The sequence below is a fragment of the Mesorhizobium sp. BR1-1-13 genome, assembly GCF_020165515.1.
GTDB lineage: Bacteria > Pseudomonadota > Alphaproteobacteria > Rhizobiales > Rhizobiaceae > Mesorhizobium.
In genome coordinates, this window is record NZ_JAIUIH010000017.1 from 62,214 (window position 1) to 85,798 (window position 23,585).

Consider the following 23,585-nt stretch of genomic DNA (forward strand, 5'->3'; position numbering starts at 1 on the left):
TCAGGCCCCGCCGGCGCAGAAATAATGCAGGGCGATGGCGGATGCCGCCGCCACGTTCAGGCTGTCGAAGCCTTCCGACATGTTGATCCGAACAGTATTGAGACGGGCGAGCAGGCTTTCGGGCAGACCTTGGCCCTCAGTCCCGAGGTAGAGTGCCAGGCGTTCGGCCGGCTTTGCATCGCGTATGTCTGATGTCCCGCGCGGCGACAGCGCAAATTGGGTAAAGCCACGCCGGTCGAGCGTCGCGGCGAACCGCGCGGTGTCGCTGAACGAGGCGAATGGGACCTTCAAGGCCGCGCCGACCGAAACGCGGATCGCCTTGCGATAGAGCGGATCGCAGCAGGTCGCATCCAAAAGGATCGCGTTGGCGCCGAACGCGGCGGCGTTGCGGAAAATCGAGCCCATGTTGTCATGGTTGGCGATGCCCACGAGCACCACGATCAATGCTCGGGCAGGCAAGCCGTCCAGCAGGGCCTCGGCCGGCTGGGGCGCCTCCTTGCGACCAATGGCAAGAATGCCGCGATGCATGTGAAAACCGGCAATGGCATCCATCACAGCTCCGGCGGCGACATAGACCGGCAGGTCAGGAGATGCCTTGTGCAGGATTTCTTCGAGGCCGGCCAACCGGTTCTCCAGAACCAGCACCGATTCGGCGCGGAAGCGCGCGGCCGACAGTAGCATGTCGAGCACGACCTTGCCCTCGGCAATGAAGCGGCCCTGTCGACCGGCGAGGTCACGCTCGCGGATGTCGAGATAGGCGGCGACGCGCGGATCCCGCGGATCGTCGATGTGGACAAGGATCATCTGAGCCTCGGGCTGACAATCGGAATCGGTTGCCAAGAACACGATGCGCGGATGCAGTGTCAAAGTGTATTTTGCGCGCCCAGGATGGACGCACATTGCCGAAGGCCGCTGGTGGCGTAAACGTTTACGCGACCAGCCGTTCAAGTTCCGGCGCGGCGCAGCCTTTGTGCCATCTGAGACAGATCATCCTTGCCGCTGCCGAAAATGCCGTCGAGCGTGGCAAGCAGTTCGCGCACTGCGTCGGATTTGCAGGAGTAGTAGATCATCTGGCGGTCGCGGCGGGTGTCCACAAGGTCCAGCGCCCGCAACTTTGCCAAATGCTGCGACAGGGCGGACTGGCTGAGCATCACCTTCTCGGCGATGGCTCCGACCGACATTTCACCGTCGATCAGATAACTCATGATCAAAAGCCGTTTTTCATTGCCCATCAGCATCAGAAATTCGGCCGCCGATCCGGCGTTGGCGATTAGCTTTGTCGAGATCATCGATCCCCCATGCTCTTTGCTCATCGAGGCGCCATGGGGGCAATGGCGCCTGAATCCATAAACTCAGTTGTGAATGGTCGCCAACGAGTCAGCGCCACAACCAAAGGGTAGAACATTTCATTCAAATCTCAAGCGTTGCTTTTGATCAAACGTAATTAAGTGCAGTTATTTGTCGATGTTGCCGCCCGACCGCTCTTGGCCATGTCGACCAAGACGTGCCTCAACTCGTGCGCCGTGACCAAGGACTGCGGAAAGAAGACCCTGCTGGCATCGTCGCCAGACGCCAGATCCATGCCGTCGGCATCGAATCCAGCGATGATCCAGCCGTCGCCGGATGCCCTGGCAAAATGATGCGCGTAGAGGGCGACGGCGTCGAGATGGTCCGCATTCATGTGGTCGATCGCGGATTGCTCGCTGGCTGCCAGCTCCTCGACGATCGGCCCGTCGGTGATGAGATCGGTGCGATCAAGCAGGAAGGCCTTGCCGAAGCCGCCGTTCAGGCTGGCGCGCTGCGGTTCGAGACGAAAGATCGAGAAGTCGCCGAGGCCGGCATAGAGGCTGGCCTTCGGATTGTGGTTGAGATAGCGGCGTTCGGCGCGTGCATGCGCGTCCGATCCGCGCTCGATCCGCGCTGCCCGGCAGATCAGCGTCAACCGAGGATGCGCGAGCGGGTCGCCCTTGCCCGGCTCGCCGAGCAGCAGCGAACAGCGCGGGTCCGCAAGAATGGCAGGCGTATGGGCCGAAAGCTGCGACACCAGGATCAGCGGCGTGCCGTCGATGTCGGTGGCAACACCGACCCGACTAGCCAGCGGCGAGCCCGTCTGAGGCTCCAGCACCGCCAGGGCGCCGAAGCGGGCACGGCGCATGAGCGTCTTGGCCAGCCGGATCGCCTCGGCGTCGGTCTCGCGGATCACGTCCTTCGTTCGATCGGCCAAAATGCTCGCCCTGTTAAGTTGATTTGTCTATTCCACTTATCAGACGATGGCGCCAGGCTGGCAAGTGCTACTTCGGAGCCATGCGAATGGCGCCATCGAGACGAATGGTCTCGCCGTTGAGCATCTGGTTCTCGATGATGTGCAAGGCAAGGGCCGCATATTCCGACGGCTCGCCGAGGCGCGAGGGGAAGGGCACCGCGGCGCCCAGCGAATCCTGCACCTCCTGCGGCATGCCGGCCATCATCGGCGTCCTGAATATGCCGGGTGCGATGGTGCAGACCCGGATGCCGGAACGGGCAAGATCGCGCGCCACCGGCAGCGTCATGCCCACGACCCCGCCCTTTGATGCCGAATAGGCGGCCTGGCCGATCTGGCCGTCATAGGCGGCGACGGATGCGGTGTTGACGACGACGCCGCGCTCGCCGCCCTGCAGCGGCTCGAGCTTTGCGGCGCGGTCGGCGACGAGGCGGATCATGTTGAAAGTGCCGATCAGATTGACTTCGATCACCTTGCGGTACTGATCGAGCGGATGGGGACCATCCTTGCCGATCGTCTTCACCCCGATGGCAATGCCGGCGCAATTGACCAGGATGCGCGGTTCGCCCAGCTTGGCCGTGACCTCGGCAAGCGCGGCAACACCGCTGTCGGCGCTGCCGACATCGCATTGGACGGCGATGCCGCCGATCTCCGCCGCCACCTTGGCCGCCCGATCGAAACCGACATCCAAGATGGCGACGCGGGCGCCCCTGGCGGCCAGCGCGCGCGCCGTCGCCTCGCCAAGGCCGGAGCCGCCGCCGGTAACAACCGCGACCTCGCCGTTCGGATTCATGGCGTCATCCTTTCACATGAGGGTCAGGCGTGGATCAGGCGCGCAATCGGCGCGAATGGTCAAGCCATCGCGGCGAAGTGCTCGGCGACCCTGGCCTGGTCGGCATGGCAGACCTCGCCCGTGAGCCTTGCAACCGCGCCCGGCATGATCTCGTGCGACAGCAGCCTGTCGAGATCGACGGGGCGTGGCATCGATATCTGGCCGCGCGGGATCCGCTTGAAGCCGAGCGGTCCGTAATAAGGCTCGTCGCCGACCAGCATGACGGCGGGCGCGCGGGCCTTGGCGGCAGCTTCCAGCGCGATCGCCACCAGCCGGCGGCCGATGCCGAGATTCTTGAAGGCCGGCCGCACCGCGAGCGGCCCGAGCATCAGCGCGCGTCCGGCGCCTGCGGCGATGCGGGTCATGCGAACCGATGCGACCACGAGATCGCCATCCACGGCCACGAAGGACAGCGCGCGTTCATGCCCGCCGGCCTCGCGGATCTTGTAGGCGGCCAGTACAAAACGGCCGGGCCCGAAGGCTTCGTCATTGATGGCTTCGATCTGAGGATCATGCGCCGGAGTTTCCGGCAGGTATTCTACGTCGGCAAGGCTCATGGTCTTTGCATCCGGTACAGGAGGAAAGGTTTGCTGCAAACGGCAGCATTCGCCAATCAGCGCTTTATCAAGCGTGGGCGCCCTTTCGTCGTCGGTCGAACCGGATCAAAGCAAAATCGAACATGCGGAGTGTCCGCTAGCATCAATTTCCCGCCGCTGCAATCGGCGGTTTGCAAGTAGAGAGCAACGGGCGCCGCGACGTGCTTGACGATCTGTTCAGCGCCCGGCGATTCCACGTAACGGCTTGGAGCCCTACATGACACTCCAGACAGGAAAGGACAAGCGATGGGATTGCTGGTCGAAGGCAAATGGCAGGACCGCTGGTACGACACCAAAGGCAGCGGCGGCAAGTTCGTGCGGGCGCAGGCGCAATGGCGCGACTGGATCACTCGTGACGGGGCGCCTGCCGAAGGCCGCGGCCGCGGCTTCAAAGCGGAGCCCGGTCGCTATCACCTCTATGTCTCGCTTGCCTGCCCCTGGGCGCATCGAACGCTGATCTTCCGGGCGCTGAAGAAGCTTGAAGGCATCATCTCCGTGTCAGTCGTCCATCATTTCATGGGCGCCAATGGCTGGACGTTCCTGGCGCAGGACGGGGCCACAGGTGACACGCTCTACGGCCTGGACTTCCTGCACCAGATCTACACCAGGGCCGACCCCAACTATTCCGGCCGGGTCACGGTGCCAGTGCTGTGGGATAAAAAGGATGAGACCATCGTCTCCAACGAGTCCTCCGAAATCATCCGGATGCTCAATTTAGCTTTCGACGCTTGGGGTGACCCCAATCTCGACTTCTATCCGCAGGCGCTACGCGGCGAGATCGACGCGGTCAATGCGCTGGTCTATCCCGCCATCAACAACGGCGTCTATCGCGCTGGCTTCGCCACAACGCAGGCCGCCTACGAGCAAGCGTTCGGGGAGTTATTCGCCGCGCTCGACACGCTGGAGCATCGGCTGTCGAATCAGCGCTATCTCGTCGGCGAGCGGATCACCGAAGCCGACTGGCGGCTGTTCACCACGCTGGTGCGCTTCGACCCGGTCTATGTCGGCCATTTCAAATGCAATCGGCGCCGCATCGCTGACTATCCGAACCTGTCGAACTATCTGCGCGATCTTTACCAGGTGCCTGGCGTAGCCGGCACGGTGAACCTCAATCATATCAAGTCGCACTATTACGGCAGCCACGAAATGATCAACCCGACGCGTATCGTGCCTGTGGGGCCGGAACTTGACTACGGCGCGCGGCATGACAGGGCACGGTTCGCCAAGGCGGCTGCCTGAACTACCAGTAGGGTGACGGCGGCTTCCCGCCAAAAACCTCGGCGATGCGCCGCAGCGTTGCCGGGGTCGTACCCTGGGGCAAACGGTCGAGCGGAAAGAAACCGGCCTCAGCGATCTCGCGGTCCGGCAGTTTCGGGGCCGTCTGGCTGAATTTTTCGATCAGGTACAGGCCGACATGGTCGCGGCGGCTGGCGCGGCGGTTGAAATGCATCGAGCGCAGCACCGGCGCAGCGGTCAGCGTGATATTGCCCTCTTCCGCCAGTTCGCGCGCCAGCGCTTCGGCCATCGTCTCGCCGATCTCGACCCCGCCACCGGGAAGCTGCCAGCCCGGCACATAGGTGTGGCGGATAAGGAAGAGGGAGTTGGACGCCGTTTCGTGGATGAGCCCGCGCACGCCAAGCGTCATTGGCCGCCGCAGCACGAAGTAGAGATGGAACAGCCCGGCTCGCAGCCCCGGCCAGCCGGTCTGGCGCAAAGTGCTCTCGGGATCGGTCGCCATCAGTCGCGAAACCGTGGGTGGAAAGCCGCGTGCGCGTCGCCTATGAAGGAGAAATGTTCAGGCTCGCGCATATTTCCGATATCCATTTGGGGCCACTCCCTGAAGTAACCTATCGCGATCTCGCCTCCAAGCGGGTGCTGGGCTACGTCAATTGGCAGCGCAACCGCCGCCGGCACATGCACGATGCCGTCATCGACACCATCGTGGCCGATATCAAGGCCAGCGCGCCCGATCACCTCGCGGTCACCGGGGACCTCGTCAACCTGGCACTCGACGGCGAGATCGAGATGGCCAAGCACTGGCTGGAGACGCTCGGCTCGCCGCATGACGTGTCGGTGGTCCCGGGAAATCATGACGCCTATGTGCCTGGCGCCTTCGACAAGGTGTGCCGGTCCTGGGCGGCATGGATGACGGGCGACGGCGTCAACAGTCCGGTCGATCGCAATTCGTTTCCCTATCTGCGCGTGCGCGGCAATGTCGCGTTGATCGGCATCACCACGGCGCGTGCCACGGCACCCTTCATGGCCAACGGCTTCTTCATGGAAGGCCAGGCCGAGCGGCTGCGCAAAATGCTCGATGCGACGGCGAAGCAAGGTTTGTTCCGTGCGATCATGATCCATCATCCGCCGGTGCGGGGCGCCGTCCCGCAGCATAAGCGGCTGTTCGGCATCGCCCGCTTCCACAAAATCATTCGCCGGCACGGTGCCGAGCTCGTCCTGCATGGCCATTCACATCTGCCGTCGCTGTTTCAGATCGGCCCGCGCGACGCCAAGGTCCCGGTGGTCGGCGTCGCCGCGGCCGGCCAGGCCCCCGGCGGCAAGCCTCCGGCGGCGCAGTACAATCTGTTCGACATAGACGGTGAAAAAGGCGATTGGCGCATCCGCCTGACGCGGCGCGGCTTGACCGGGCCGGCGATACCGCCTTCGGATCTGCAGACACTGGAACTCGGGGCGCAACCGGCTATGGCCGCAAGCTGAGTCCCAGCGCCACGATACGGTCCCAGAACAGCACGATCGAAACCGCCAGTCCCACCAGCGCGCCTGCGGCGATCAGGCCAAGGCCGGACAGGACGGTCGACCAGCCCTTGCTGCGCGGCGGCGATCGCAAAGGCGGCTCGGCTTCCGGCACCACGTGCCGCTTCATGCCGGGAACGGCAACCTCGACGCCACCCTCCATCATTCTCTGGCGTTCGACGATCCGCTCGGCGACATAGCGCGTCACGGAATCGGCAACCAGCTTCATCTCGCTGGATTCGGCCAGCACCACACGGCCGATACGAGTGTCCTTCAGGAACCTGTAGGTGCGGCGGTCGCGCCCCATGGCGACATGGCTGACGGCGTCGATCCACAGGCGCGGCTGCAGGCCGGACGAGACGACGAAGTCGAAACTGTCCATGTCGGCGGGTACGTCGGCAAAAACGGGCGCGAGTTCGGCGGCAAGAAGGTCGAGCCGCATGCGGTGCGCCTCGCGCATGTCGACGACGACGTCGTCGCGATCGGCAAAGGCATTCTTCACATCGCGAATGGCATCGGACAGTTTTCTCGACGGGTCGATGATCTTTTCGCCTGCATCCTTCATGGGCGTGGCCTCGCGGTTTGGTTAACATGGAGTTAACACAGCCGCCGGCAAAATGCATCAATGCATCAAGGGTCGCCGTTGGCGGCGCACACGGAAGAAGTCAGCTGGCCGCGGCGGACAGTTTCACTCGATGCGGCCCCACGCGGCGACTGCTGTTGCGGCGAATGATTTCGGCGATCAGGTCGGGCGCTTCCTCGGCCAGCATATGGCCGGCCTCCAGCACGTGGTGCACATGGAAGCGCTCCGGCGGGTCATCCACCTGGGTAAAGGGTAGAACGGCGTCATCCGATCCCCACGCCACCATCACCGGCATGTTCAGCGCATCGAGCCGCTCGCGTGGGATGACGCCCTGTCGATCGCCCCTGGTCATGGCGGCCGCGATCTCGACGAGCTTTTCCGTTTGTCCGGGGCGGCCGCGCATTTCGCACAGCAATTCGGCCATGCGACGCGAGGGTGCGGCTCGAGGGCCGGACATTGCGGCGAGGCAGGCCTGGACTTCGGCCAAGTCCTGTGCGCGGGCAAAGCGGCGCAACAAGGGCACATTGATTTCGGGGCCAAAACCGCCCGGCGCCAGGAGCGTCAGCGAGGCGACTTTTGCCGGCTCCGCCAATGCCATCAGCGCTGCAACCGCTCCGCCCATCGAATGGCCGACGAGGTGGACGCGCTTGATCGCGCGTGCGGAGAGGTCGCCAAGGATGGCATTTGCCGCGACCTTGGCCGGTCCGGCCGACGGAAAGTCGAGCGACAGGCCGTGTCCCGGCAGATCATAGGCCAATGTGCGTACGGAAGGCGGCAGCAAGGAGATCACCTCGCGCCAGACATCGTGGCTGCCGCCAAAACCATGCAGCAGGACGATGGTCTTCGAACCCACACCCCGTTCGTCGGCATAAAGTGATGAAGTCATGAAAGGTTGAGGCTTTATTCAAGAAGGCGCGATGGAAATGTGGCTGAATTGCTCCTAGTTCAGAGCATTCGCCAGTAAAATTTTCGCGATTAGGCGATTGGCCGAACAGCGAGCCGGCTGCTGGTGGATGCCGCTCCCAAAAGCGACTTCGATTTGGGCAAACCACACGCACGAGACAAAAGCTCTAAGGCGTGTCGCATGAATCCGTTTCGACGCGAAAACGTTTGTAGGGTCTTTCGTGATTCGATGGAATCGCCGTCTGCTTGAAGTCTTTGCTTTTTACGCAACTCCGGGAGGGAAACCGGCACTAGAATGGCTCACATCTAGCTCGCGTTGAAGAGCCCGGCGGCACGCAAGGCGTGGACGAGCCGCTCGGTCAGATCGGCGGGATATTTTCTGTCGATGAAGGTTGCGCGCGGATTGGCGGCGAATTTCGGAAACTCGGTTATCAGCTCATCAAGCAGCCTGCGTGCCTGGTTGTCCCGACCGCTGATCTTGGCGCCGATCAGACGGGCGGCGAGATAGTGCGATTTCGCCGCAGTGGTTCTCAGAGCGCTGCTGGCTATCGCTGCCTTGCTGGTATCGCCCAGCATTAATTCTCCGGCGAAAAGCCCAAAGTCCCACCAGGTCGGGTGGCCGCTCGAGGCGTCCACGGCATGCGCCAGAAGAGGTGTTCCTTCGGCGTACCGGCCGGCGAAAACCAGCCCGTAGCCATAGGCGGCGGCCATGGCGAGATCGTAGGGGTTAAGATCATGGGCCTTGCGCATCCATCGCAGGGCCTCGTCGGCATTGCCAAGGCGCGAATTGATGTAGCCATAGGAGCGATGTGCGTACGGGCTGGTCGGCCCCATCTGCACGGCGCGATGGGCAAACGTCATCGCCTTCTCGATCGTTGCGTCCGGTGGGTAGGCATAGTGGTCGGTCACGGCCTCCAAATGCAAGGAGGCGAGTTCCGAATAAACCAGCGACGATTTCGCGCCATTGTTGGCAAGGGCTTCGAGGCAACGATAGGCCGTCTCGTGAGTCCTGGCGTTCTGGTCGAGATAATATTTGTCGTTGAGCAGCAGGCACTGCGTCAGACCGGTCTCCGCGCCGGACTGCTCGATGTAATTGTAGATGGTGCCAGAAGCGGGAAGTGCCGCGCTGAGAATGCCGGATATGCGATCCTCGACCACGGTTGGCGCACTGTCGGCGGCGGTCAGGTTGCGCGACAACAGCACCCGTCCGGACGCCAAGCTTTGCAATTCGATTGTAACGTCGCCCGCGTCTGGTCCAGGCAGGATATCGAAAATGAAACTCGTCGCATCGGCAACCGGATCGGCCTTGTTGACGGTGTTGCGACCGATGAAGTCGATCGTATCAAAGCCGCTCAGGCCGGCACGCAGCGATGCGGCGACGCGACTGGCGTTGGGAGTGTTGGCCTTGAGGGCGATGTAGACGAGCGGCAGCGCTTCGACCATGGGCGACGGCGTGATGCTGCCGGTTTCGCTGGCGGTCTCGAACGTTGCCGGGATGTCGCCTCCCGCCAGCAAGGCACCGCCGCCCTGGCGCAGGATCAGAACGCCCAACATGGCGATAACCACGGCGATCGCGATCCAGAAGAACCTGAGATGGCGCGTCACCGAGAGGCCCGCCGCAGGAACCTGGCCGAGCAAGGCCGCCATGGGTGCGGCATCACCGGCGATACCGGACTGTTCGGGCCGGATGACTGTCGGCTCTGCCTGACTGACGGCTTCCGCTGCTTGCGGCAAGCGGATCGCATTGAGTTCGTAGGCCGGGACGTAACCGCCGCGCGGAATGGCTATGCGGACCGGCTCGGCAATGCCTTCATTGGCGAAATAATGTTGCAGCAGTTCGCGCAGCCGGCTCGCCTGCACCCGCACGACGGCATCGGTGGACGGATCGAAATCGCCGTCCTTGCCGAAAACATCCATGGCGATGGAAAAGCCCTTGAGCCTGTCGGCTTCCCCAGCCTGCTCGCGCTCCACGAGATAGCGAAGCAGTCTGCGCGCGCGCTCGGATCTTCCGAACGTTTCGCTGGCAAGCAGTCGCTCCAGTGTCTCGCGCACTGCGGGGGCGGCAGGCGTGGCATGCTGCAAGTGTCGATCCTCTCGAAGTCGGCACAGGTTGAGGCGCGATCATATCGTTACCGCACCACCGTACAAGCATACACGTATTATGCGATCGCGTACCACACCGGATAATTTCTCGGTGGTTAATGACGAAAAAGGTGGGGACCGATCGCCAAATGACGATGGTCCCGACACCCGTTCCAGGCGTGTATTCAACCGGCTCTTTTGCCGATAATCCGGTTGGCGGCGGACACCACGGCCTCCAGCGAGGCAGCGACGATGTTGGTGTTGATGCCGGCGCCGAACAGCTTGCCGTCAGGATATTCCATCTCGACATAGGAAATGGCCGAGGCGTTCGAACCGCGCTGCATCGAGTGCTCGGAATAGTCGAGCACCGACATATCGACCCCGACATGGCGCGACAGCGCATCGACGAAGCCGTCGATCGGGCCTGTGCCCGTGCCTGATATCGTCATCTCCTTGCCGTTGTCGAGAATGACCGCCTCGACAACGCGCCGGCCCTTTACCTCGGTGTCCGGATAAGTGTGGTGATCGAGGAATTTCAGCCTGGCGCCCGGCTGGTCCACATAGGTATCGAGGAAGCGCTCATAGATGCGCCTGGCCGGCACTTCCTTGCCTTCGGCATCGGTGATCGCCTGGATTGCCTGGCTGAACTCGATCTGCAGGTTGCGCGGCAGGTTGAGCCCGTAATCCGCCTGCAGCACATAGGCGATGCCGCCCTTGCCGGACTGCGAGTTGATGCGGATGATGGCTTCGTAGCTGCGGCCGACGTCGGCCGGGTCGATCGGCAGATAGGGAACCTCCCACACTGGCGTGTTGGCCTTCTTCAGCGCCTTCATACCCTTGTTGATGGCATCCTGGTGCGAGCCGGAAAAGGCGGTGTAGACGAGTTCGCCCACATAGGGATGGCGCTCGGGGATCTTCAGCTGGTTCGAATATTCGTAGACATCCTTCATCCGGTTGATATCGGAGCAGTCCAGCTCCGGATCGACGCCTTGCGTGTACATGTTGAGCGCCAGCGTGACGATGTCGACATTGCCGGTGCGCTCGCCATTGCCGAACAGCGTGCCTTCGACGCGATCGGCGCCGGCCATCAGGCCGAGCTCGGTGGTGGCGATGCCGGTGCCACGGTCATTATGCGGGTGCAGCGAAATGATCAGGTTCTCGCGACTGTCGAGATTGCGGCACATCCACTCGATGCGGTCGGCATAGATATTGGGCGTCGACATCTCGACGGTCGACGGCAGGTTGATGATGAGCTTGTTGTCAGGCGTCGGCTTCACGATCTCGGTGACCGCGTTGCAGATCTCCAGCGCCACTTCGAGCTCGGTGCCGGTGAAGCTTTCGGGCGAGTATTCGAAACGGTAGCCGCCGCCGGCATTCGCTGCCATGTCGGTGATCATCTTGGCGGCATCGGTGGCGATGCGCTTGATGCCGGCGACGTCCTTCTCGAAGACGACGCGGCGCTGCAGCTCGCTGGTCGAATTGTAGAAATGCACGATCGGGTTGGTAGCGCCTCTGAGCGCTTCGAAGGTGCGGGTGATCAGTTCGGGCCGGCACTGCACCAGAACCTGAAGCGAAACGTCGGCCGGTACGCTGCCCTCTTCGATACACCAGCGGGCGAAGTCGAAATCGGTCTGCGAGGCCGAAGGGAAGCCGATCTCGATCTCCTTGAAACCCATGTCGAGCAGCAGCGCGAACATGCGCGCCTTGCGTTCGTGGCCCATCGGGTCGATCAGCGCCTGGTTGCCGTCGCGCAGGTCGACCGAGCACCAGATGGGCGCCTTGTCGATCACTTTCGAGGGCCAGGTCCGGTCGGTGAGGCCGACGATCGGGTAGGGTTGGTACTTGCGGGCGGCGTCCGGCATGCCGCCGTTCTGCTGGCCCGCCGGGGCCTCGCTTACGCGGATTTCTTCTCGTGCGTTCATCGTCGTTTCTCCCGGCGACCCTCGAATCCGCCTTCAGGCGGATGGGTGGCGAGTGGCGCCTTTTACCAGTTTTTCGTTCGCTTGATGTGACTGCCAAGGAGCATGCGCTTGCGCGGCGGCTCGACCGCCGGGCGCTCCTCAGCGAACCCGGCGATCGCCGATAAGGCCGAGAAGAAGCAGCGTCGAGGCAAGCGCGCGCGCGGTCTCGCCGGCAAAGCCGGTCTGACGGGAAGCGGTGATGGCGCGCGTGTTCATGGCGGTTTTCATACAGGAGCGGCCAGCCGGAGGCAAGTCGTACCGAGACAGCCGGGGCGCGTGCCGGACTACGTTCCGCCTGACGTGTCGCTGACGTGCGTGCCCTTCCAACAGGCCGAAGGCCGGACCGGCGCCGACGGGACGTAGCGGTTCACCAAAATAACATGACTTCAAAATTCAAGTTTCTGTGGAAACTTCGGGACGTCTATGGCATGCCGCTGCCGGCGCGGCCGTCTTGCGGCCTATTGCTTCAAACCGTTTCGAAGGACGCGAACGATGGACCAACTGCGAGCGCAAACCCGGATCAGCAATGCGGCGATCAGGTGGGTGATGGACCGGCTGCGCACCGAGCACAGCGAATTCGAGGTCGAGACCGGTGTTGCCGATCGATGGGAACTTCGCCTGTACTACGGTTCGCTGAGCGCGGCACTCGAGGGCGACTCAATGCTGATCCGCGTCTCGGCTATAGACGAAACCTGCCTCTCCTACATGAAGATGACGGTCGCCGGCCACGTCGCGCAGCATCTCGGAACGACGAGCGGACTGCGCTGGCAAGGCGATGGCCGCGACACCGGCACCCCGATCTTCTTCCGCGAAATCACGGTGGTCTCCTCAACGCGGATTTCTCCGCACATGCAGCGCCTGCGCTTTGCAGGCGATGATCTTGGCCGGTTTACCCATGGCGGCCTGCACATCCGGCTGCTGCTGCCGCCGCGGGGCAGGCCGCCCGTTTGGCCCTCGATGGGCGCCGACGGCCTGCTTGTGTGGCCTGCCGGTGAGGATGCGCTCACCGTGCGCATCTACACGATCCGAGCGGTAGATCCGACAAGCGGTTGGCTCGATGTCGACTTCGTGCTGCACCCCGGCCATGACACGCCCGCCGCCACGTTCGCGCAGAACGCGGTGGCGGGAGACGTCATCGGCATGGTCGGGCCAAGCGGCGGCGAGACGCCGACGGCGCAAACCCTGCTGCTGGTCGGCGACGACACCGCGCTGCCGGCAATTGGCCGGATTCTGGAGGAACTGCGGCCGTCAACCCGCGTCGAGGCGCTCATCGAGGTCGACGGCCCGGACGACCGCATCGCGCTGGCGCAAGGCGACAACATCGACATCACCTGGCTTTACCGGCACGACCGCCCGGCCGGCACCGCCGGCCTGCTGACGGCCGCCCTGCGCGAGCGCAGCCACATGACGCTTGCCGATAGCCTCTACGTCTGGGCCGGATGCGAGTTCACCGACTTCCGGGAGATCCGCAAGATCGTGCGCAAGGAGTGGGGCCTGGGCCGCGACCGGCACCTGGTAACGGCCTATTGGCGTCGCGACGCGCAGGCCGAGGGCGACGACGAGGATTAGGATCGATCCATAAGTATGCCGGCAGCCGGGGCGGAGCAGCCTATTCCTTCACCGCGCGCGCTACCAGCCGCGCGATGCTCGGGCCGACAAGAAGCACGATCAGGAAACGCGCCGACTGGAGCGCCATGATGAAGGAGATGTCGACGTTCTGGGCGGCGGCGGCGATGATGGCGACGCTGTCCATGCCGCCGGGGCTGGTGGCGAGATAGGCGGTCAGCGGATCGATGCCGAGCAGATGGCTGATCATGAAGGCGAGGCCGCCGCAAAAGGCGATCAGAGCCACGATCGAAGCGACGATCTGCGGCAGGGCCCGTGTCGCATGGCGCAGGATCGGCCTGGTGAAGTTCAGCCCGATCGACCATCCGACCATGGCGTAACTGACAGCCAGCAGCCAGGGCGGCAATTGCATCGGCACGCCGAGGGCAAGGTGGATCACCGCGCCGAAGATGAAGGTGCCCAGAAAGAAGGGCGAAGGCAGCCGGCAAAGCTTTCCCGCCAGCCCGCCGACCAGCGCGATGCCGATGGTTGCGGCGAAGGCCTGGGCGTCGAGCGGCGGAAACCAGACGATGGGCGGCACCTCGATGCCCGACGTGTCAACCCACATCTTGGCCACGAGCGCCGCCGTCATCGAGACGAAGATGACGCGCAGATACTGCATGAAGGCGACGAGGCGCTGGTCGGCGCCGAAGGCGCCGGCCATCAGCACCATTGCGGTGGCCGCGCCTGGGGAGGATCCCCAGACGGCGGTGGTGCCGGGCAGGATGCGCCAGCGGCTGATCAGCCAGCCGAGCAGGCTGGACGCCGCGACAGTGGCTGTCACGACGCCGAGGAACAGCGGCCATTCGGCGTAGAAGACGCGAAAAATGTCGGCCGAGATCGAAGCGGCGATGAGGCAGCCGACGATTGCCTGGGCGGAGCCGAACAGAAGCCGCGGCACGCGCACCGTGGCGCCGTTGGTGCCGGCGACGATGGCCGCCAGCATCGGCCCGAGCAGCAGCGCCGCCGGCAGCGCGGCCAGTTCGAGCGCACCGGCAAACAGCACGGAAATGGCGAGGAGGGCCAGCCATTGCCAAGGCTTGCGCATGCGCGCCATGCGCTCGACCGCCGGCTGGTCCGGAGATGGCTGTTCGGCCTCGGAATCCATATTCTGGTCTTAGACTGAGCGGCAAGGAATGCGAACCCCAGCCGTGTCGAAAAGCGACCGTCTTAGGTGTCTGTGCCGAACAGTTGCTCGATCTCTCCACCGCTCATGCGATGGAAACGGTCGGGCACGGAAAACTGACCAGCCATAAAGCCAACCCGTCGCGACTGTACCGGAGCCGATTGATCCATAGGAATGACCTTGACCAACGGCTTGCCAGCCTTGGCGATAATGAAAGGTCGCTAATGTTCACGATCTGGGTCGAGTCATCCACCCGGATCAGCCCGTCTTGTCGTCAGCCAGGCCGAAGCCGCCGACGGGGTTGGTTTCCACCTGGAACTCGAAGCCGGCGATGAAGGGCCTCGCCTTGGCGATGGCCGCCTGGACTTCGGGAAGCTGCAGCGAGGCTTTGTGGCTTGCCTGGTCAGTCCACACTTCTGTGACCCAGATGGCATCGGCATCGGCCGGGTCGGTGGCAACGATATAGCTCAGGCAGCCGGGCAGGGCGCCGGTGCTGGCGCGCAGGACGTCCATGACAGCGTCGCGCTGGCCGCGAGCCGCTCGCATCTTGCCGATCAGACCGTACATGCCTTCGTCTCCCTTCAGCGTTTTCGACAAGAGTATGCCGTTCGCCAGTATGCAGGTCGCGGCTCAAGGCATCAACTGGCCACCATTCACCTCGATCACCTGGCCGGTGATGTAGCCACTCAACAGATCGGAGGAGAGAAACAGATACGCACCCACGCAATCTTCAGCCGTGCCGGCGCGCCCTTGCGGAATGGTGGCAATCATGCCCCTGATCTGCTCTTCGGTCGAATAGCGTTCGTGGAACGGCGTGAGGATGGTGCCGGGCGCCACCGCGTTGACGCGGATGCCGAAGCCGATCAGTTCCTTGGCCATGCCGCGCGTGACGTTGGAGACGAAAGCCTTGGCCGAGCCGTAAAGCCCGGCGCCACCGCCCGCACCGTTGCGCGCGGCGATCGAGGAGGTGTTGACGATGAAGCCGCCCTGTCTCTTCAGCCACGGCATCGCCTTGCGCGAGGCGGTCAGCACCGAACGCGCGTTGAGATCCATCACCGCGTCGTAATGCGCCTCGGTCTGCTCGGCATAGGGCACGCGGCCGAGCATGCCGCCGGCATTGTTGACCAGCCCGTCGAGACGGCCGAAATGCTGCGCGCTGTCCTCGACGACACGCTCGACATCGGCGGCCAGGGAAAAATCGCCCTGGACGAGAAACACCTCGCCGCCATTGTTGCGGATGGCCTTGCCAAGCTTCTCGGCGGCGTCACGGCTGGAATTGTAGTGCAGTGCGACCAGACATTTCTGCGCCGCATAGGCCAAGGCGAGTGCCGCGCCGATGCCGGTCGAGGCGCCGGTGACCAGCACCGCCTTGCCGGCGAGATCGGGAATGACAAGCCCGAGGGGAGTGGTTGTCGCTGGCACTGTCGTTTCTCCGGGATTTTCGCAGTTCTTAGCGGGTCTTGCTACCCTTGCATTTCAGTCCATGCAGCTTCAAGGCCTGAGATAGGCATAGCCCTGGCTTTGCAGCTCGGCGAGCTTGACGACGCCGCCACTGTCGGCTGCATGAAAACCGTCGAGCAGGTCGGCGAGCGAAATATCCATGCCGTGCATGGTGTTGGCGCAGGCATGCGGATCGAGCCCCTGCTGGACGAGACCGGTGAAACGACCGGAGATCGCCGCCGATATGCCCTTCGACTTGAAACCGGCAAGAGCCGGCCCATGGACGACCAGCGCGATATCGACATTGCCGCCGGTGCCGTCGTAATGGTTCTTAATGTTGCCAAGCACGAAATTGACTTTGTCGAGATCGCTCAAGTGATAGGCGACCTTCAGCCTCGCGGGTTCACTGCCGCCGGCTTGCGCCACCCGCAACCCAACCAGCGTACCGGCCCCGGCCAGAACGGCGCGGAACATATCGCGTCGACGCATGGCTATGTCCTTCCGGTTGACGGCTCAACGCGAATTGCGTGGCCGGAGCGCCAATAATAGCATAAATTGACGTCGCGTCCTGTCGATGCAAGGAGGGGTCACATGGCATCGAGACGGAGACTGGCATGCGCCCTGTCGGGCGCAGCCTTGTTGGGCTTGTTGGGCGCAACGGCTTACGCCGAAAACGCCGCCAAGCTCACCGAACTTAGCCCTAATGGCGCGGACGCCTGTTTCGGTCGCATCTACGATGCGGTGCATCTGCAGGTACATCCGAAGCAGAAGGTGGCGCGTATCTTCTTCTATTATGGCCACGATCCGGTCAGCTCCCCGAACGAAGGGCCGGCGGCCGGTTCGGACTCCTCTTACAATGCCTTCGTCAGCACCACCGTGCGCGGCGCCAAGGCGCCGGAATGGGCCGGCGGCTGGTGCAACAAGGAGGATCCCGACGACAAGTCGAGCGCCATCCATTGCGGCATGGATTGCGACCGCACGCTGGCGTCGCTGAAGGTCGACGACAAGGGCCGACTGATGCTTTCAAACCTGCAGCCCGACATCTATCTCGATGCCGGCTCGGAGGAGGAACTCGGCACGGCCGAATACAACAGGCAGGCGCTGGGCAGCGAGGACGACAATTTCCGCCTCGACCCGATGCCGGCGGCGACCTGCAAGGCGGAGTTCGCCCGCATCGACCCGATCGACCCGGCGATGGGTCCGCCGCTGCGCGAGCGCCTGACGCCAGACCAGTCCTTCTGCTACGGGCGCGACTATGACGCCGCGCATCTCGGCTCGCATCCCGACCAATTGACGCAATCGATCCGCGTGTTCCGTGGCCCGGTCGAACTGGCTTCATTTGCGGCGGGCGGCGACGCTGCCAATTGGCCTGACGGCGCCGACATCGCCGTGTCGGTCACGACGCGAGGGAAGTCGGGCAAAGTTACGCAGGCCTATTCCTGCCAGGGAGAGGCCGACCAGTGGCGCTGCGCGGCGAGTTCGAAGATGAGCGATTTTTCCTGCGATATCGCGCAGAAGGAGGTTTTCCTCAAGCGAGGTGCCAACGGCACGATGATGCTGGCCAATCCCAACAGCAGCCTGCCGATCCTCGACCTGTGTTCGAAGACGGCCGATGGCAAAACGACGTCCGACGACAAGGTCTACCGGCTGCAGCCGATGCCGCAATCCGCCTGCGCGCCGTGATCTGACTTCAGGCGAACGGCACGGCCGTCGTGCCCCTCGGCAATTTGGCCTCGTCGTCCGGCTCGACATGGATGGTGACGCGCACGGAAGGGATTTCCGCCTTCAGCGCATCCTCGATCCGGTCGCAGATGACGTGGCTGGCGCCGACCGACATGTCGGCGTCGACGACCAGATGGAATTCGATGAAGGTGGCGCGGCCGGCGATGCGTGTCTTGAGGTCGTGCACCTCCATGGCGCCCTTGCAATTGGCCGAAATGATGTCGCGGATGCGCATATGTTCTGCCGTGTCGACGGCGCGGTCCATCAGGCTGTTCATCGACGAGCCGATGACGTGCCAGCCCTGCCACAGGATGTTGAGCGCGACGATCACGGCCAGTGCCGGGTCGAGAATCTGCCAGCCGGTCAGTACGGCGCCGACCAGGCCGGCGAAGACGCCGACCGAGGTCACCACATCGGTCATGATGTGGTTGCCGTCGGCGACTAGCGCGGGTGATTTCTCGCTGCGGCCGGTGCGGATCAGCAGCCACGCCCAGATGCCGTTGATCACCGTGGCGATGCCGTTGATGGCAAGGCCGTTCCAAGGCTGTTCTAGCGGCGCCGGCGCCTGCCAGGAGCGCCAGACCTCGTTGAGGATCAGCAAGGCGGCGACCACGATTAGCACGCCTTCCAGCACCGCCGAGAAATACTCGGCCTTGTGATGGCCGAACGGGTGATCCTGGTCGGCCGGCTTGTAGCTGACCTGGATCGCCCAGAAGGCAGCTATCGAGGCGATGACGTTGACGATCGATTCCAGCGCGTCCGAATAGAGCGCTACCGAGCCGGTGACATACCAGGCGACGAGCTTCAGGCCGAGCACGACAGCGGCAATGACGATCGACCAAAAGGCGAGCCTGGCGACCTTTTGCCTGGCGGCAGCTTTTGCCGTGATCGCCATCGTGTTCTCGGCTTCGGCCATATTGGTCAGGCGGCCTTTTCCTTGGCCTTGCGCGGCAGGTGGGCGACGATGTTCTCGATGATGCGCATGCCGGCATTGTGGCCGAGCGTCATGATCGATTCCGGATGGAATTGCACTGCGGCGATCGGCTCCTTGCGGTGCTCGAAGGCCATGATGACGCCGTCTTCGGTCTCGGCGGTGACCACGAAATCGTCGGGTAGCCGCACCGGATCGGCGAAGATCGAATGGTAACGGCCGACGGTGACTTCCTTGGGCAGGCCGGAGAAGATGATGCCGGGCTTGGAGACGCGAATGCGCGACGGCTTGCCGTGCATCGGCACATGCAGCTGCCGCAATTCGCCGCCATAGGCCTCGGCAAGCGCCTGAAGGCCGAGGCAGACGCCGAAGATCGGCAGCTCGCGGGCGCGCGCGTTTTTGATGGTGGCGGCGCAATCGAAATCCTTCGGCGTGCCGGGACCGGGCGACAGCACGACAAGATCCGGCTTCAGCCGGTCGAAGACTTCTTCCGGCACCGGGCTGCGCACGGTCGAGACGTTGGCGCCGGTCTGGCGGAAGTAATTGGCCAGCGTGTGGACGAAGCTGTCTTCATGGTCGACGAGCAGGATGTTGACGCCGTCGCCGACGCGCGCGGTGGTGCGCTCGGTGCTGGCGGCATTGCCCGTCTTGGCGTCGCGGATGGCGGAGAGCATGGCGGATGCCTTCAGTTCGGTTTCGGCTTCTTCTTCCTCGGGAATGCTGTCGAACAGTAATGTGGCGCCGGCACGCACCTCGGCAATGCCGTCCTTGATGCGGATGGTGCGCAGTGTCAGGCCGGTGTTCATGTCGCCGTTGAAATTGACCATGCCGATGGCGCCGCCATACCATGCGCGCGGGCTCTTCTCGTTCTGCTCGATGAAGCGCATGGCCCATAGTTTCGGCGCGCCGGTAACGGTCACCGCCCAGGCGTGCGAGAGAAACGCGTCGAAGGCGTCCATGCCTTCGCGCAGCCTGCCCTCGATATGGTCAACCGTGTGGATAAGCCGCGAATACATCTCGATCTGGCGGCGGCCGATGACGCGCACCGAACCCGGCTCGCAGACGCGCGACTTGTCGTTGCGGTCGACATCCGAGCACATGGTCAACTCGGATTCGTCCTTCTTCGAATTGAGTAGTTTCAGGATCTGCTCGCTATCCGAAATGGCGTCGTCGCCGCGCTTGATGGTACCTGAGATCGGGCAGGTCTCGACGCGGCGGCCGTTGACGCGCACGAACATTTCGGGCGAAGCGCCGATCAGGTATTCGCCTTCGCCCAGATTGATGAAGAAGGAATAGGGCGAGGGGTTGATCGACTTCAGCTTGCGCGAAATCTCGGAGGGTTGGGTCTCGCAGCGTTCGTAGAACATCTGCCCGGGTACGACCTCGAACAGGTCACCGCGCTTGAAGCTGTCCATCGCGCGGCGCACAAGATTGGCGTATTCGCCGGGTTCATGGTCGCCGCGCTGCGGAATACGGTCGGCGGTCTTGAACGGCTCGGCGATCTCGTCGCGCGGCAGGCCTTCGGTCGAAAAACCCTTGCCGGCGTAGTCATATCGATCGGTCCAGGCTTTGGCCGAATAATGATCGACGACCAGGATCTCGTCGGGCAGGAACAGCACGAGATCGCGCTGGCTTGGCTTGCGCTTGAGCTTGTAGTCGACCGGGTCGAACTGGAAGGCGAGATCGTAGCCGAAAGCGCCGTAAAGGCCGAGATTGGCGTCTTCGGCGGTCTTAAACAAGGCGGTGATGGCGCGCAGCACCGTGAAGACGGAAGGAACGCGGCTGCGCTCTTCTTCGGTGAAGACGCGGCCGGGCTTGGCGACGTCGAGGCGGATCAGCTTTTTCGACGCCTCGGCGATCGTGATCTCGGCGATATCGCCGAGCGTCTTGACGATGACCGGCAGAAGCACCTCGCCCCGCCGGTTCAGCGCCTCAATGCGCATGGACCGGCCACGCGCCGAGATCACCAAGGGCGGGTCGATGATGGCGGTATCCCAACGCGTATAGCGGCCGGGATATTCATAGTTCGAAGAGAACACCGCGCCCCGGCGCGCATTCAGCCCGTCGACATAGGCGTCGATGGCGCCTTCATAGGGCCGGTCGTGGCGCTCGCGGGTGATGGTGATGCCACCCCCGGTCACAAAACTCTCTGCGCCGTTGTCCAGAACCTTCATCGTCATTGCCGTCTCCATCAGCTTCTTGGGCAACGGACCCGGGAATGGCTTGGAAAAAACAAATGGCCGCCCGGACATTCCGCTGCGGCCACCCTCTCTTTTCACGCGCACGCGTTCGAACAGGCCGCTGTCAGCAGGCCCACCACCAAACGGTCTTGATCGAACGCATGTTCATGGCGATTCCCATAGCGGCGATTGAGCGACCACGCAACTGGATTCGATGGAGGCTCAATCTTCCAGGGTGCCGGACCTTGCGTCGGCGCTCTTCCTGTCGCCCACCAGTTTCAACAGATCCTCGCCGGCGCGGATGATGCGGCGCGAGCGCCGGGTCAGGACGATGCCGGCCTGCGGCGCGAACACCTCGGTGCGGCCATCGGCCTCGCCCGGTGCGTGGACGATGACGGCAAGCCGCGTGTCCTTGGCCACGCGGTCGCCGGGCTCCACGTCGTAAAGCACGGCACCCGCCCGGGGCGCCGGCATCATGTCGATGTTTTCGAGCGGTGCGACAACCCCGGTGAAGGCACCGGGTGCGGGCAGGGCCGGGTCGGCGACCACGCCGCGCGCCACCAGCAGCCGGTAGAGCCCCGCGGCGTCCGACGCCGCGAACGCGCCATCGACATCGAGGATGCCGCGATATTCGACCGTGGTGACGACGCGCCGGTCGAGCTTCGCCACGTCGGCGGGAACGTTCTGGTAGGGCATGATCGAGGCGCCTTCGAAAGTGCCGTCCGTGTCTTCACTCCACAACACCACCGCCTCGACGCCCATAGCGGCGGCGCAATCGGCCATTGCCGGCCACAGGCTGGAGTGGATGTAGAGATAGGCAAGGCCTTCGTCGTCGCAGTGCAGGTCGAGCACGATGTCGTGGCCGAGCGAAAGCTGCACCAGTCTCGTCTTCAGCCTTTGGTCGGGCGTGCCATGCGCGGTGTCAGGCAAGAGTGCCGCGTCGGGCGCGGAGAGCAGCGGAAAACCGCGGTTGAAGTTGGTGCGCGTGCCCAGATGAAAACGGCCTTGATGTTCGCCGAAATGATACTGGGCGCGGCCGATCGGATTGGCCCAGGGCACGATGGTGATGTCGCCCTTGATGCGCCCCTCCGCCTCGGCCCTGGCCAGCATCGGCATCAGCGCGTCAATGGCGACGACTCCAGGTAGTTCGCCAGCATGGAGTGCCGCCTGCAGATAGGCCGAGGGCGCGGAATTGTCCGTTCCAACGAAGCGAAACAGCGGGAATTCGTAGGAAACGCCTTCGCTGTCGCCGGCTATGCGTTCGATCGATTTCTGCATGGGTCTTTTCTCCGTCGAGAGGCGAGAAGGACATGCCTCTTCGACGGTCCGCTTGTCGATTGGTCCAGACTGTCGCGCTATGGGCGCAAGCAGCTACTGCGCGGCAGGCTGAAAAGCGACGGCCGGAGCGCGCCGGTCCAGTGCCCGCGAGGCTATGGCCACGGCAACCGCCAGCAGAGCGAGTGCCGCGCCCACCAGCGGCAGGTTGGCATAGGAAACGCCCCAGGAGAGCGCCACGCCGCCGATCCAGGCGCCGCTGGCGTTGCCGACGTTGAAGGCGCCCTGGTTCAGCGTGGCGGCAAGGTTCGGTCCCTCGGAAGCGGCTTCCACGACACGGATCTGCAGCGGCGGCACGACGACGAAGACGAGCATGCCCCACACGAAGACGATGCCTACGGCGACACTGGCGATGGCGCCAAACTGCATGAAGCCGACAAATAGGATCGCCAGCAGCAGCAGCGTGCCGATGACCGTCGGCATCAGCTTCCAGTCGGCCAGCCGGCCGCCGATGATGTTGCCGATGGTCATGCCGGCGCCGAACAGCAAGAGCACCCAGGTGACCGCTGAAGTCGAGAGGCCGGACACGTCGGTGAGATAGGGCTTGATGTAGGTGAAGACGGCAAACAGGCTGGCTGAGGCGAGCGCCGCGATCAGCATGGCCAGCCACACCTGCAGCTTGCCGAGCACGCGCAATTCGCCGCGCAAGCCGCCGCCGCTCGGTTCGGTGACATCCGACGGCACCAGCCAGGCGATCGCCGCGACCGAGATCAACCCGATGCCGACCACCGCCAGGAAGGTGGCGCGCCAGCCGAAGGCTTCGCCAAGCGCCGTTCCGGCGGGAACGCCGAGGATGTTGGCCAGCGTCAGGCCGGCGAACATCAGCGCGATGGCGCTGGCGCGCTTGTTGCGGGGCACCAGGCTGGCGGCGACGACCGAGCCGATGCCGAAGAAGGCGCCGTGGCCGAAGGCGGTGAAGACGCGCGCGCCCATCAGCATCCAGTAGTTGGGCGCGATGGCGCAGAGCAGGTTGCCGACGACGAACAGTGCGGCCAGTCCGACCAGTGCCGGCTTGCGCGGCAGATGCGCTGTGGCCATTGCGACGATTGGCGCGCCGAAGACCACGCCCAGCGCATAGCCCGTGACCAGCAGCCCGGCAGCGGGAATGGTCACGCCGAGGTCGGCGGCGACCTCCGGCAGCAGGCCCATGATGACGAATTCGGTGGTGCCGATGCAGAAGGACGCAATGGCAAGCGCAAGGATCGGCAAAGGCATGGGAGGTCCAGGCTGAATCGGTTCAAATGGAAACTGCGCGAGCGCGCCAGGGCGCACAAGCGC

Annotated in this window: 22 protein-coding genes; 4 read left to right on the top strand and 18 right to left on the bottom strand. The window is 63.7% G+C overall.

The genetic code is table 11. The features are described from left to right. The 5 genes from LB533_RS27800 to LB533_RS27820 all read right to left on the bottom strand — a co-directional run bounded on the left by LB533_RS27800 (position 1) and on the right by LB533_RS27820 (position 3,649). Positions 1-804 (bottom strand): TrmH family RNA methyltransferase, encoded by an 804-nt coding sequence (locus LB533_RS27800; protein WP_140639784.1) that lies wholly within the window; start codon positions 802-804, stop codon positions 1-3. Positions 805-944: 140 nt separating this feature from the next. Next, positions 945-1,289, bottom strand: coding sequence for an ArsR/SmtB family transcription factor (locus LB533_RS27805; protein ID WP_140496438.1), 345 nt, complete (start codon positions 1,287-1,289; stop codon positions 945-947). A gap of 155 nt (positions 1,290-1,444) precedes the next feature. Then, complete coding sequence (locus LB533_RS27810; RefSeq protein WP_140639783.1) at positions 1,445-2,224, bottom strand: HugZ family protein; 780 nt, start codon at positions 2,222-2,224, stop codon at positions 1,445-1,447. A gap of 67 nt (positions 2,225-2,291) precedes the next feature. Then, on the bottom strand, positions 2,292-3,053 hold the full coding sequence (locus tag LB533_RS27815; RefSeq protein ID WP_140639782.1) for a 3-hydroxyacyl-CoA dehydrogenase: 762 nt from the start codon (positions 3,051-3,053) through the stop codon (positions 2,292-2,294). A 59-nt stretch (positions 3,054-3,112) separates the two neighbouring features. Beyond that, entirely contained in the window at positions 3,113-3,649 is a 537-nt protein-coding gene (locus LB533_RS27820; RefSeq protein ID WP_140549804.1) for a GNAT family N-acetyltransferase, read from the bottom strand. A 285-nt stretch (positions 3,650-3,934) separates the two neighbouring features. On the opposite strand from LB533_RS27820, the gene LB533_RS27825 reads away from it, so the two are divergent. Continuing rightward, positions 3,935-4,927, top strand: coding sequence for a glutathione S-transferase family protein (locus LB533_RS27825; protein ID WP_140639781.1), 993 nt, complete (start codon positions 3,935-3,937; stop codon positions 4,925-4,927). A 1-nt stretch (position 4,928) separates the two neighbouring features. Here LB533_RS27825 and LB533_RS27830 read toward each other — a convergent pair whose 3' ends face one another. Next, positions 4,929-5,426, bottom strand: coding sequence for an NUDIX domain-containing protein (locus LB533_RS27830; protein ID WP_140639780.1), 498 nt, complete (start codon positions 5,424-5,426; stop codon positions 4,929-4,931). Between the two features lie 53 nt (positions 5,427-5,479). Between LB533_RS27830 and LB533_RS27835 the strand changes: the two genes are divergently transcribed. Then, positions 5,480-6,403 carry a metallophosphoesterase family protein gene (locus LB533_RS27835; protein WP_140639857.1) on the top strand — a complete coding sequence of 308 codons (924 nt, stop codon included), beginning with the start codon at positions 5,480-5,482 and terminating at the stop codon, positions 6,401-6,403. Here LB533_RS27835 and LB533_RS27840 read toward each other — a convergent pair. The 4 genes from LB533_RS27840 to leuA form a co-directional block, all read right to left on the bottom strand. Continuing rightward, positions 6,387-7,004 (bottom strand): hypothetical protein, encoded by a 618-nt coding sequence (locus tag LB533_RS27840; protein WP_140639779.1) that lies wholly within the window; start codon positions 7,002-7,004, stop codon positions 6,387-6,389. The two genes, LB533_RS27835 and LB533_RS27840, sit on opposite strands and share 17 nt — an antisense overlap. Positions 7,005-7,104: 100 nt before the next feature. Further along, complete coding sequence (locus tag LB533_RS27845; protein ID WP_140639778.1) at positions 7,105-7,908, bottom strand: alpha/beta fold hydrolase; 804 nt, start codon at positions 7,906-7,908, stop codon at positions 7,105-7,107. Positions 7,909-8,231: 323 nt separating this feature from the next. Next, positions 8,232-10,007 carry a tetratricopeptide repeat protein gene (locus LB533_RS27850; RefSeq protein ID WP_140639777.1) on the bottom strand — a complete coding sequence of 592 codons (1,776 nt, stop codon included), beginning with the start codon at positions 10,005-10,007 and terminating at the stop codon, positions 8,232-8,234. Positions 10,008-10,192: 185 nt separating this feature from the next. Then, positions 10,193-11,929 carry a 2-isopropylmalate synthase gene (gene leuA / locus LB533_RS27855; RefSeq protein ID WP_140639776.1) on the bottom strand — a complete coding sequence of 579 codons (1,737 nt, stop codon included), beginning with the start codon at positions 11,927-11,929 and terminating at the stop codon, positions 10,193-10,195. A 531-nt stretch (positions 11,930-12,460) separates the two neighbouring features. Here leuA and LB533_RS27860 point away from each other — a divergent pair. After that, the gene (locus LB533_RS27860) at positions 12,461-13,537 is read left to right on the top strand and encodes a siderophore-interacting protein (RefSeq protein WP_140639774.1); all 1,077 of its coding nucleotides are present in this window, start codon (positions 12,461-12,463) and stop codon (positions 13,535-13,537) included. A 40-nt stretch (positions 13,538-13,577) separates the two neighbouring features. On the opposite strand, the gene LB533_RS27865 is transcribed toward LB533_RS27860, so the two are convergent. The 4 genes from LB533_RS27865 to LB533_RS27885 all read right to left on the bottom strand — a co-directional run bounded on the left by LB533_RS27865 (position 13,578) and on the right by LB533_RS27885 (position 16,628). Continuing rightward, positions 13,578-14,681 carry an AbrB family transcriptional regulator gene (locus LB533_RS27865; RefSeq protein WP_224678692.1) on the bottom strand — a complete coding sequence of 368 codons (1,104 nt, stop codon included), beginning with the start codon at positions 14,679-14,681 and terminating at the stop codon, positions 13,578-13,580. A 276-nt stretch (positions 14,682-14,957) separates the two neighbouring features. Further along, entirely contained in the window at positions 14,958-15,266 is a 309-nt protein-coding gene (locus LB533_RS27875) for a putative quinol monooxygenase (RefSeq protein ID WP_140496083.1), read from the bottom strand. A gap of 63 nt (positions 15,267-15,329) precedes the next feature. Next, complete coding sequence (locus LB533_RS27880) at positions 15,330-16,121, bottom strand: SDR family NAD(P)-dependent oxidoreductase (RefSeq protein WP_224678693.1); 792 nt, start codon at positions 16,119-16,121, stop codon at positions 15,330-15,332. A gap of 69 nt (positions 16,122-16,190) precedes the next feature. Continuing rightward, positions 16,191-16,628 (bottom strand): DsrE family protein, encoded by a 438-nt coding sequence (locus LB533_RS27885; protein WP_140639771.1) that lies wholly within the window; start codon positions 16,626-16,628, stop codon positions 16,191-16,193. A 102-nt stretch (positions 16,629-16,730) separates the two neighbouring features. Here LB533_RS27885 and LB533_RS27890 point away from each other — a divergent pair, with 102 nt between their 5' ends. Next, positions 16,731-17,822: a hypothetical protein gene (locus tag LB533_RS27890; protein WP_224678694.1), complete on the top strand. Its 1,092-nt coding sequence runs from the start codon at positions 16,731-16,733 to the stop codon at positions 17,820-17,822. A gap of 7 nt (positions 17,823-17,829) precedes the next feature. On the opposite strand, the gene LB533_RS27895 is transcribed toward LB533_RS27890, so the two are convergent. The 4 genes from LB533_RS27895 to LB533_RS27910 form a co-directional block, all read right to left on the bottom strand. After that, positions 17,830-18,777, bottom strand: coding sequence for a cation diffusion facilitator family transporter (locus LB533_RS27895; RefSeq protein ID WP_140639769.1), 948 nt, complete (start codon positions 18,775-18,777; stop codon positions 17,830-17,832). Between the two features lie 5 nt (positions 18,778-18,782). Further along, positions 18,783-20,972, bottom strand: a complete 2,190-nt coding sequence (locus LB533_RS27900; protein WP_140639768.1) for an anthranilate synthase — start codon at positions 20,970-20,972, stop codon at positions 18,783-18,785. Between the two features lie 222 nt (positions 20,973-21,194). Further along, positions 21,195-22,250, bottom strand: coding sequence for a succinylglutamate desuccinylase/aspartoacylase family protein (locus LB533_RS27905; protein WP_140639767.1), 1,056 nt, complete (start codon positions 22,248-22,250; stop codon positions 21,195-21,197). Between the two features lie 93 nt (positions 22,251-22,343). Then, a complete protein-coding gene (locus tag LB533_RS27910) occupies positions 22,344-23,522 on the bottom strand; it encodes an MFS transporter (RefSeq protein ID WP_140639766.1) in 1,179 nt (392 codons plus the stop codon). Positions 23,523-23,585 lie beyond the last annotated feature (63 nt).

Bases quoted from the DNA above. Each gene is read 5' to 3' on its own strand.
- LB533_RS27825 (WP_140639781.1), top strand. From the start codon at position 3,935: ATGGGATTGCTGGTCGAAGGCAAATGGCAGGACCGCTGGTACGACACC.
- LB533_RS27840 (WP_140639779.1), bottom strand. From the start codon at position 7,004: ATGAAGGATGCAGGCGAAAAGATCATCGACCCGTCGAGAAAACTGTCC.
- LB533_RS27860 (WP_140639774.1), top strand. From the start codon at position 12,461: ATGGACCAACTGCGAGCGCAAACCCGGATCAGCAATGCGGCGATCAGG.
- LB533_RS27805 (WP_140496438.1), bottom strand. From the start codon at position 1,289: ATGATCTCGACAAAGCTAATCGCCAACGCCGGATCGGCGGCCGAATTT.
- LB533_RS27820 (WP_140549804.1), bottom strand. From the start codon at position 3,649: ATGAGCCTTGCCGACGTAGAATACCTGCCGGAAACTCCGGCGCATGAT.
- LB533_RS27815 (WP_140639782.1), bottom strand. From the start codon at position 3,053: ATGAATCCGAACGGCGAGGTCGCGGTTGTTACCGGCGGCGGCTCCGGC.
- LB533_RS27890 (WP_224678694.1), top strand. From the start codon at position 16,731: ATGGCATCGAGACGGAGACTGGCATGCGCCCTGTCGGGCGCAGCCTTG.
- LB533_RS27865 (WP_224678692.1), bottom strand. From the start codon at position 14,681: ATGGATTCCGAGGCCGAACAGCCATCTCCGGACCAGCCGGCGGTCGAG.
- LB533_RS27910 (WP_140639766.1), bottom strand. From the start codon at position 23,522: ATGCCTTTGCCGATCCTTGCGCTTGCCATTGCGTCCTTCTGCATCGGC.
- LB533_RS27905 (WP_140639767.1), bottom strand. From the start codon at position 22,250: ATGCAGAAATCGATCGAACGCATAGCCGGCGACAGCGAAGGCGTTTCC.
- LB533_RS27835 (WP_140639857.1), top strand. From the start codon at position 5,480: ATGTTCAGGCTCGCGCATATTTCCGATATCCATTTGGGGCCACTCCCT.
- LB533_RS27895 (WP_140639769.1), bottom strand. From the start codon at position 18,777: ATGGCCGAAGCCGAGAACACGATGGCGATCACGGCAAAAGCTGCCGCC.
- LB533_RS27845 (WP_140639778.1), bottom strand. From the start codon at position 7,908: ATGACTTCATCACTTTATGCCGACGAACGGGGTGTGGGTTCGAAGACC.
- LB533_RS27900 (WP_140639768.1), bottom strand. From the start codon at position 20,972: ATGACGATGAAGGTTCTGGACAACGGCGCAGAGAGTTTTGTGACCGGG.
- LB533_RS27830 (WP_140639780.1), bottom strand. From the start codon at position 5,426: ATGGCGACCGATCCCGAGAGCACTTTGCGCCAGACCGGCTGGCCGGGG.
- LB533_RS27885 (WP_140639771.1), bottom strand. From the start codon at position 16,628: ATGCGTCGACGCGATATGTTCCGCGCCGTTCTGGCCGGGGCCGGTACG.
- LB533_RS27875 (WP_140496083.1), bottom strand. From the start codon at position 15,266: ATGTACGGTCTGATCGGCAAGATGCGAGCGGCTCGCGGCCAGCGCGAC.
- leuA (WP_140639776.1), bottom strand. From the start codon at position 11,929: ATGAACGCACGAGAAGAAATCCGCGTAAGCGAGGCCCCGGCGGGCCAG.
- LB533_RS27800 (WP_140639784.1), bottom strand. From the start codon at position 804: ATGATCCTTGTCCACATCGACGATCCGCGGGATCCGCGCGTCGCCGCC.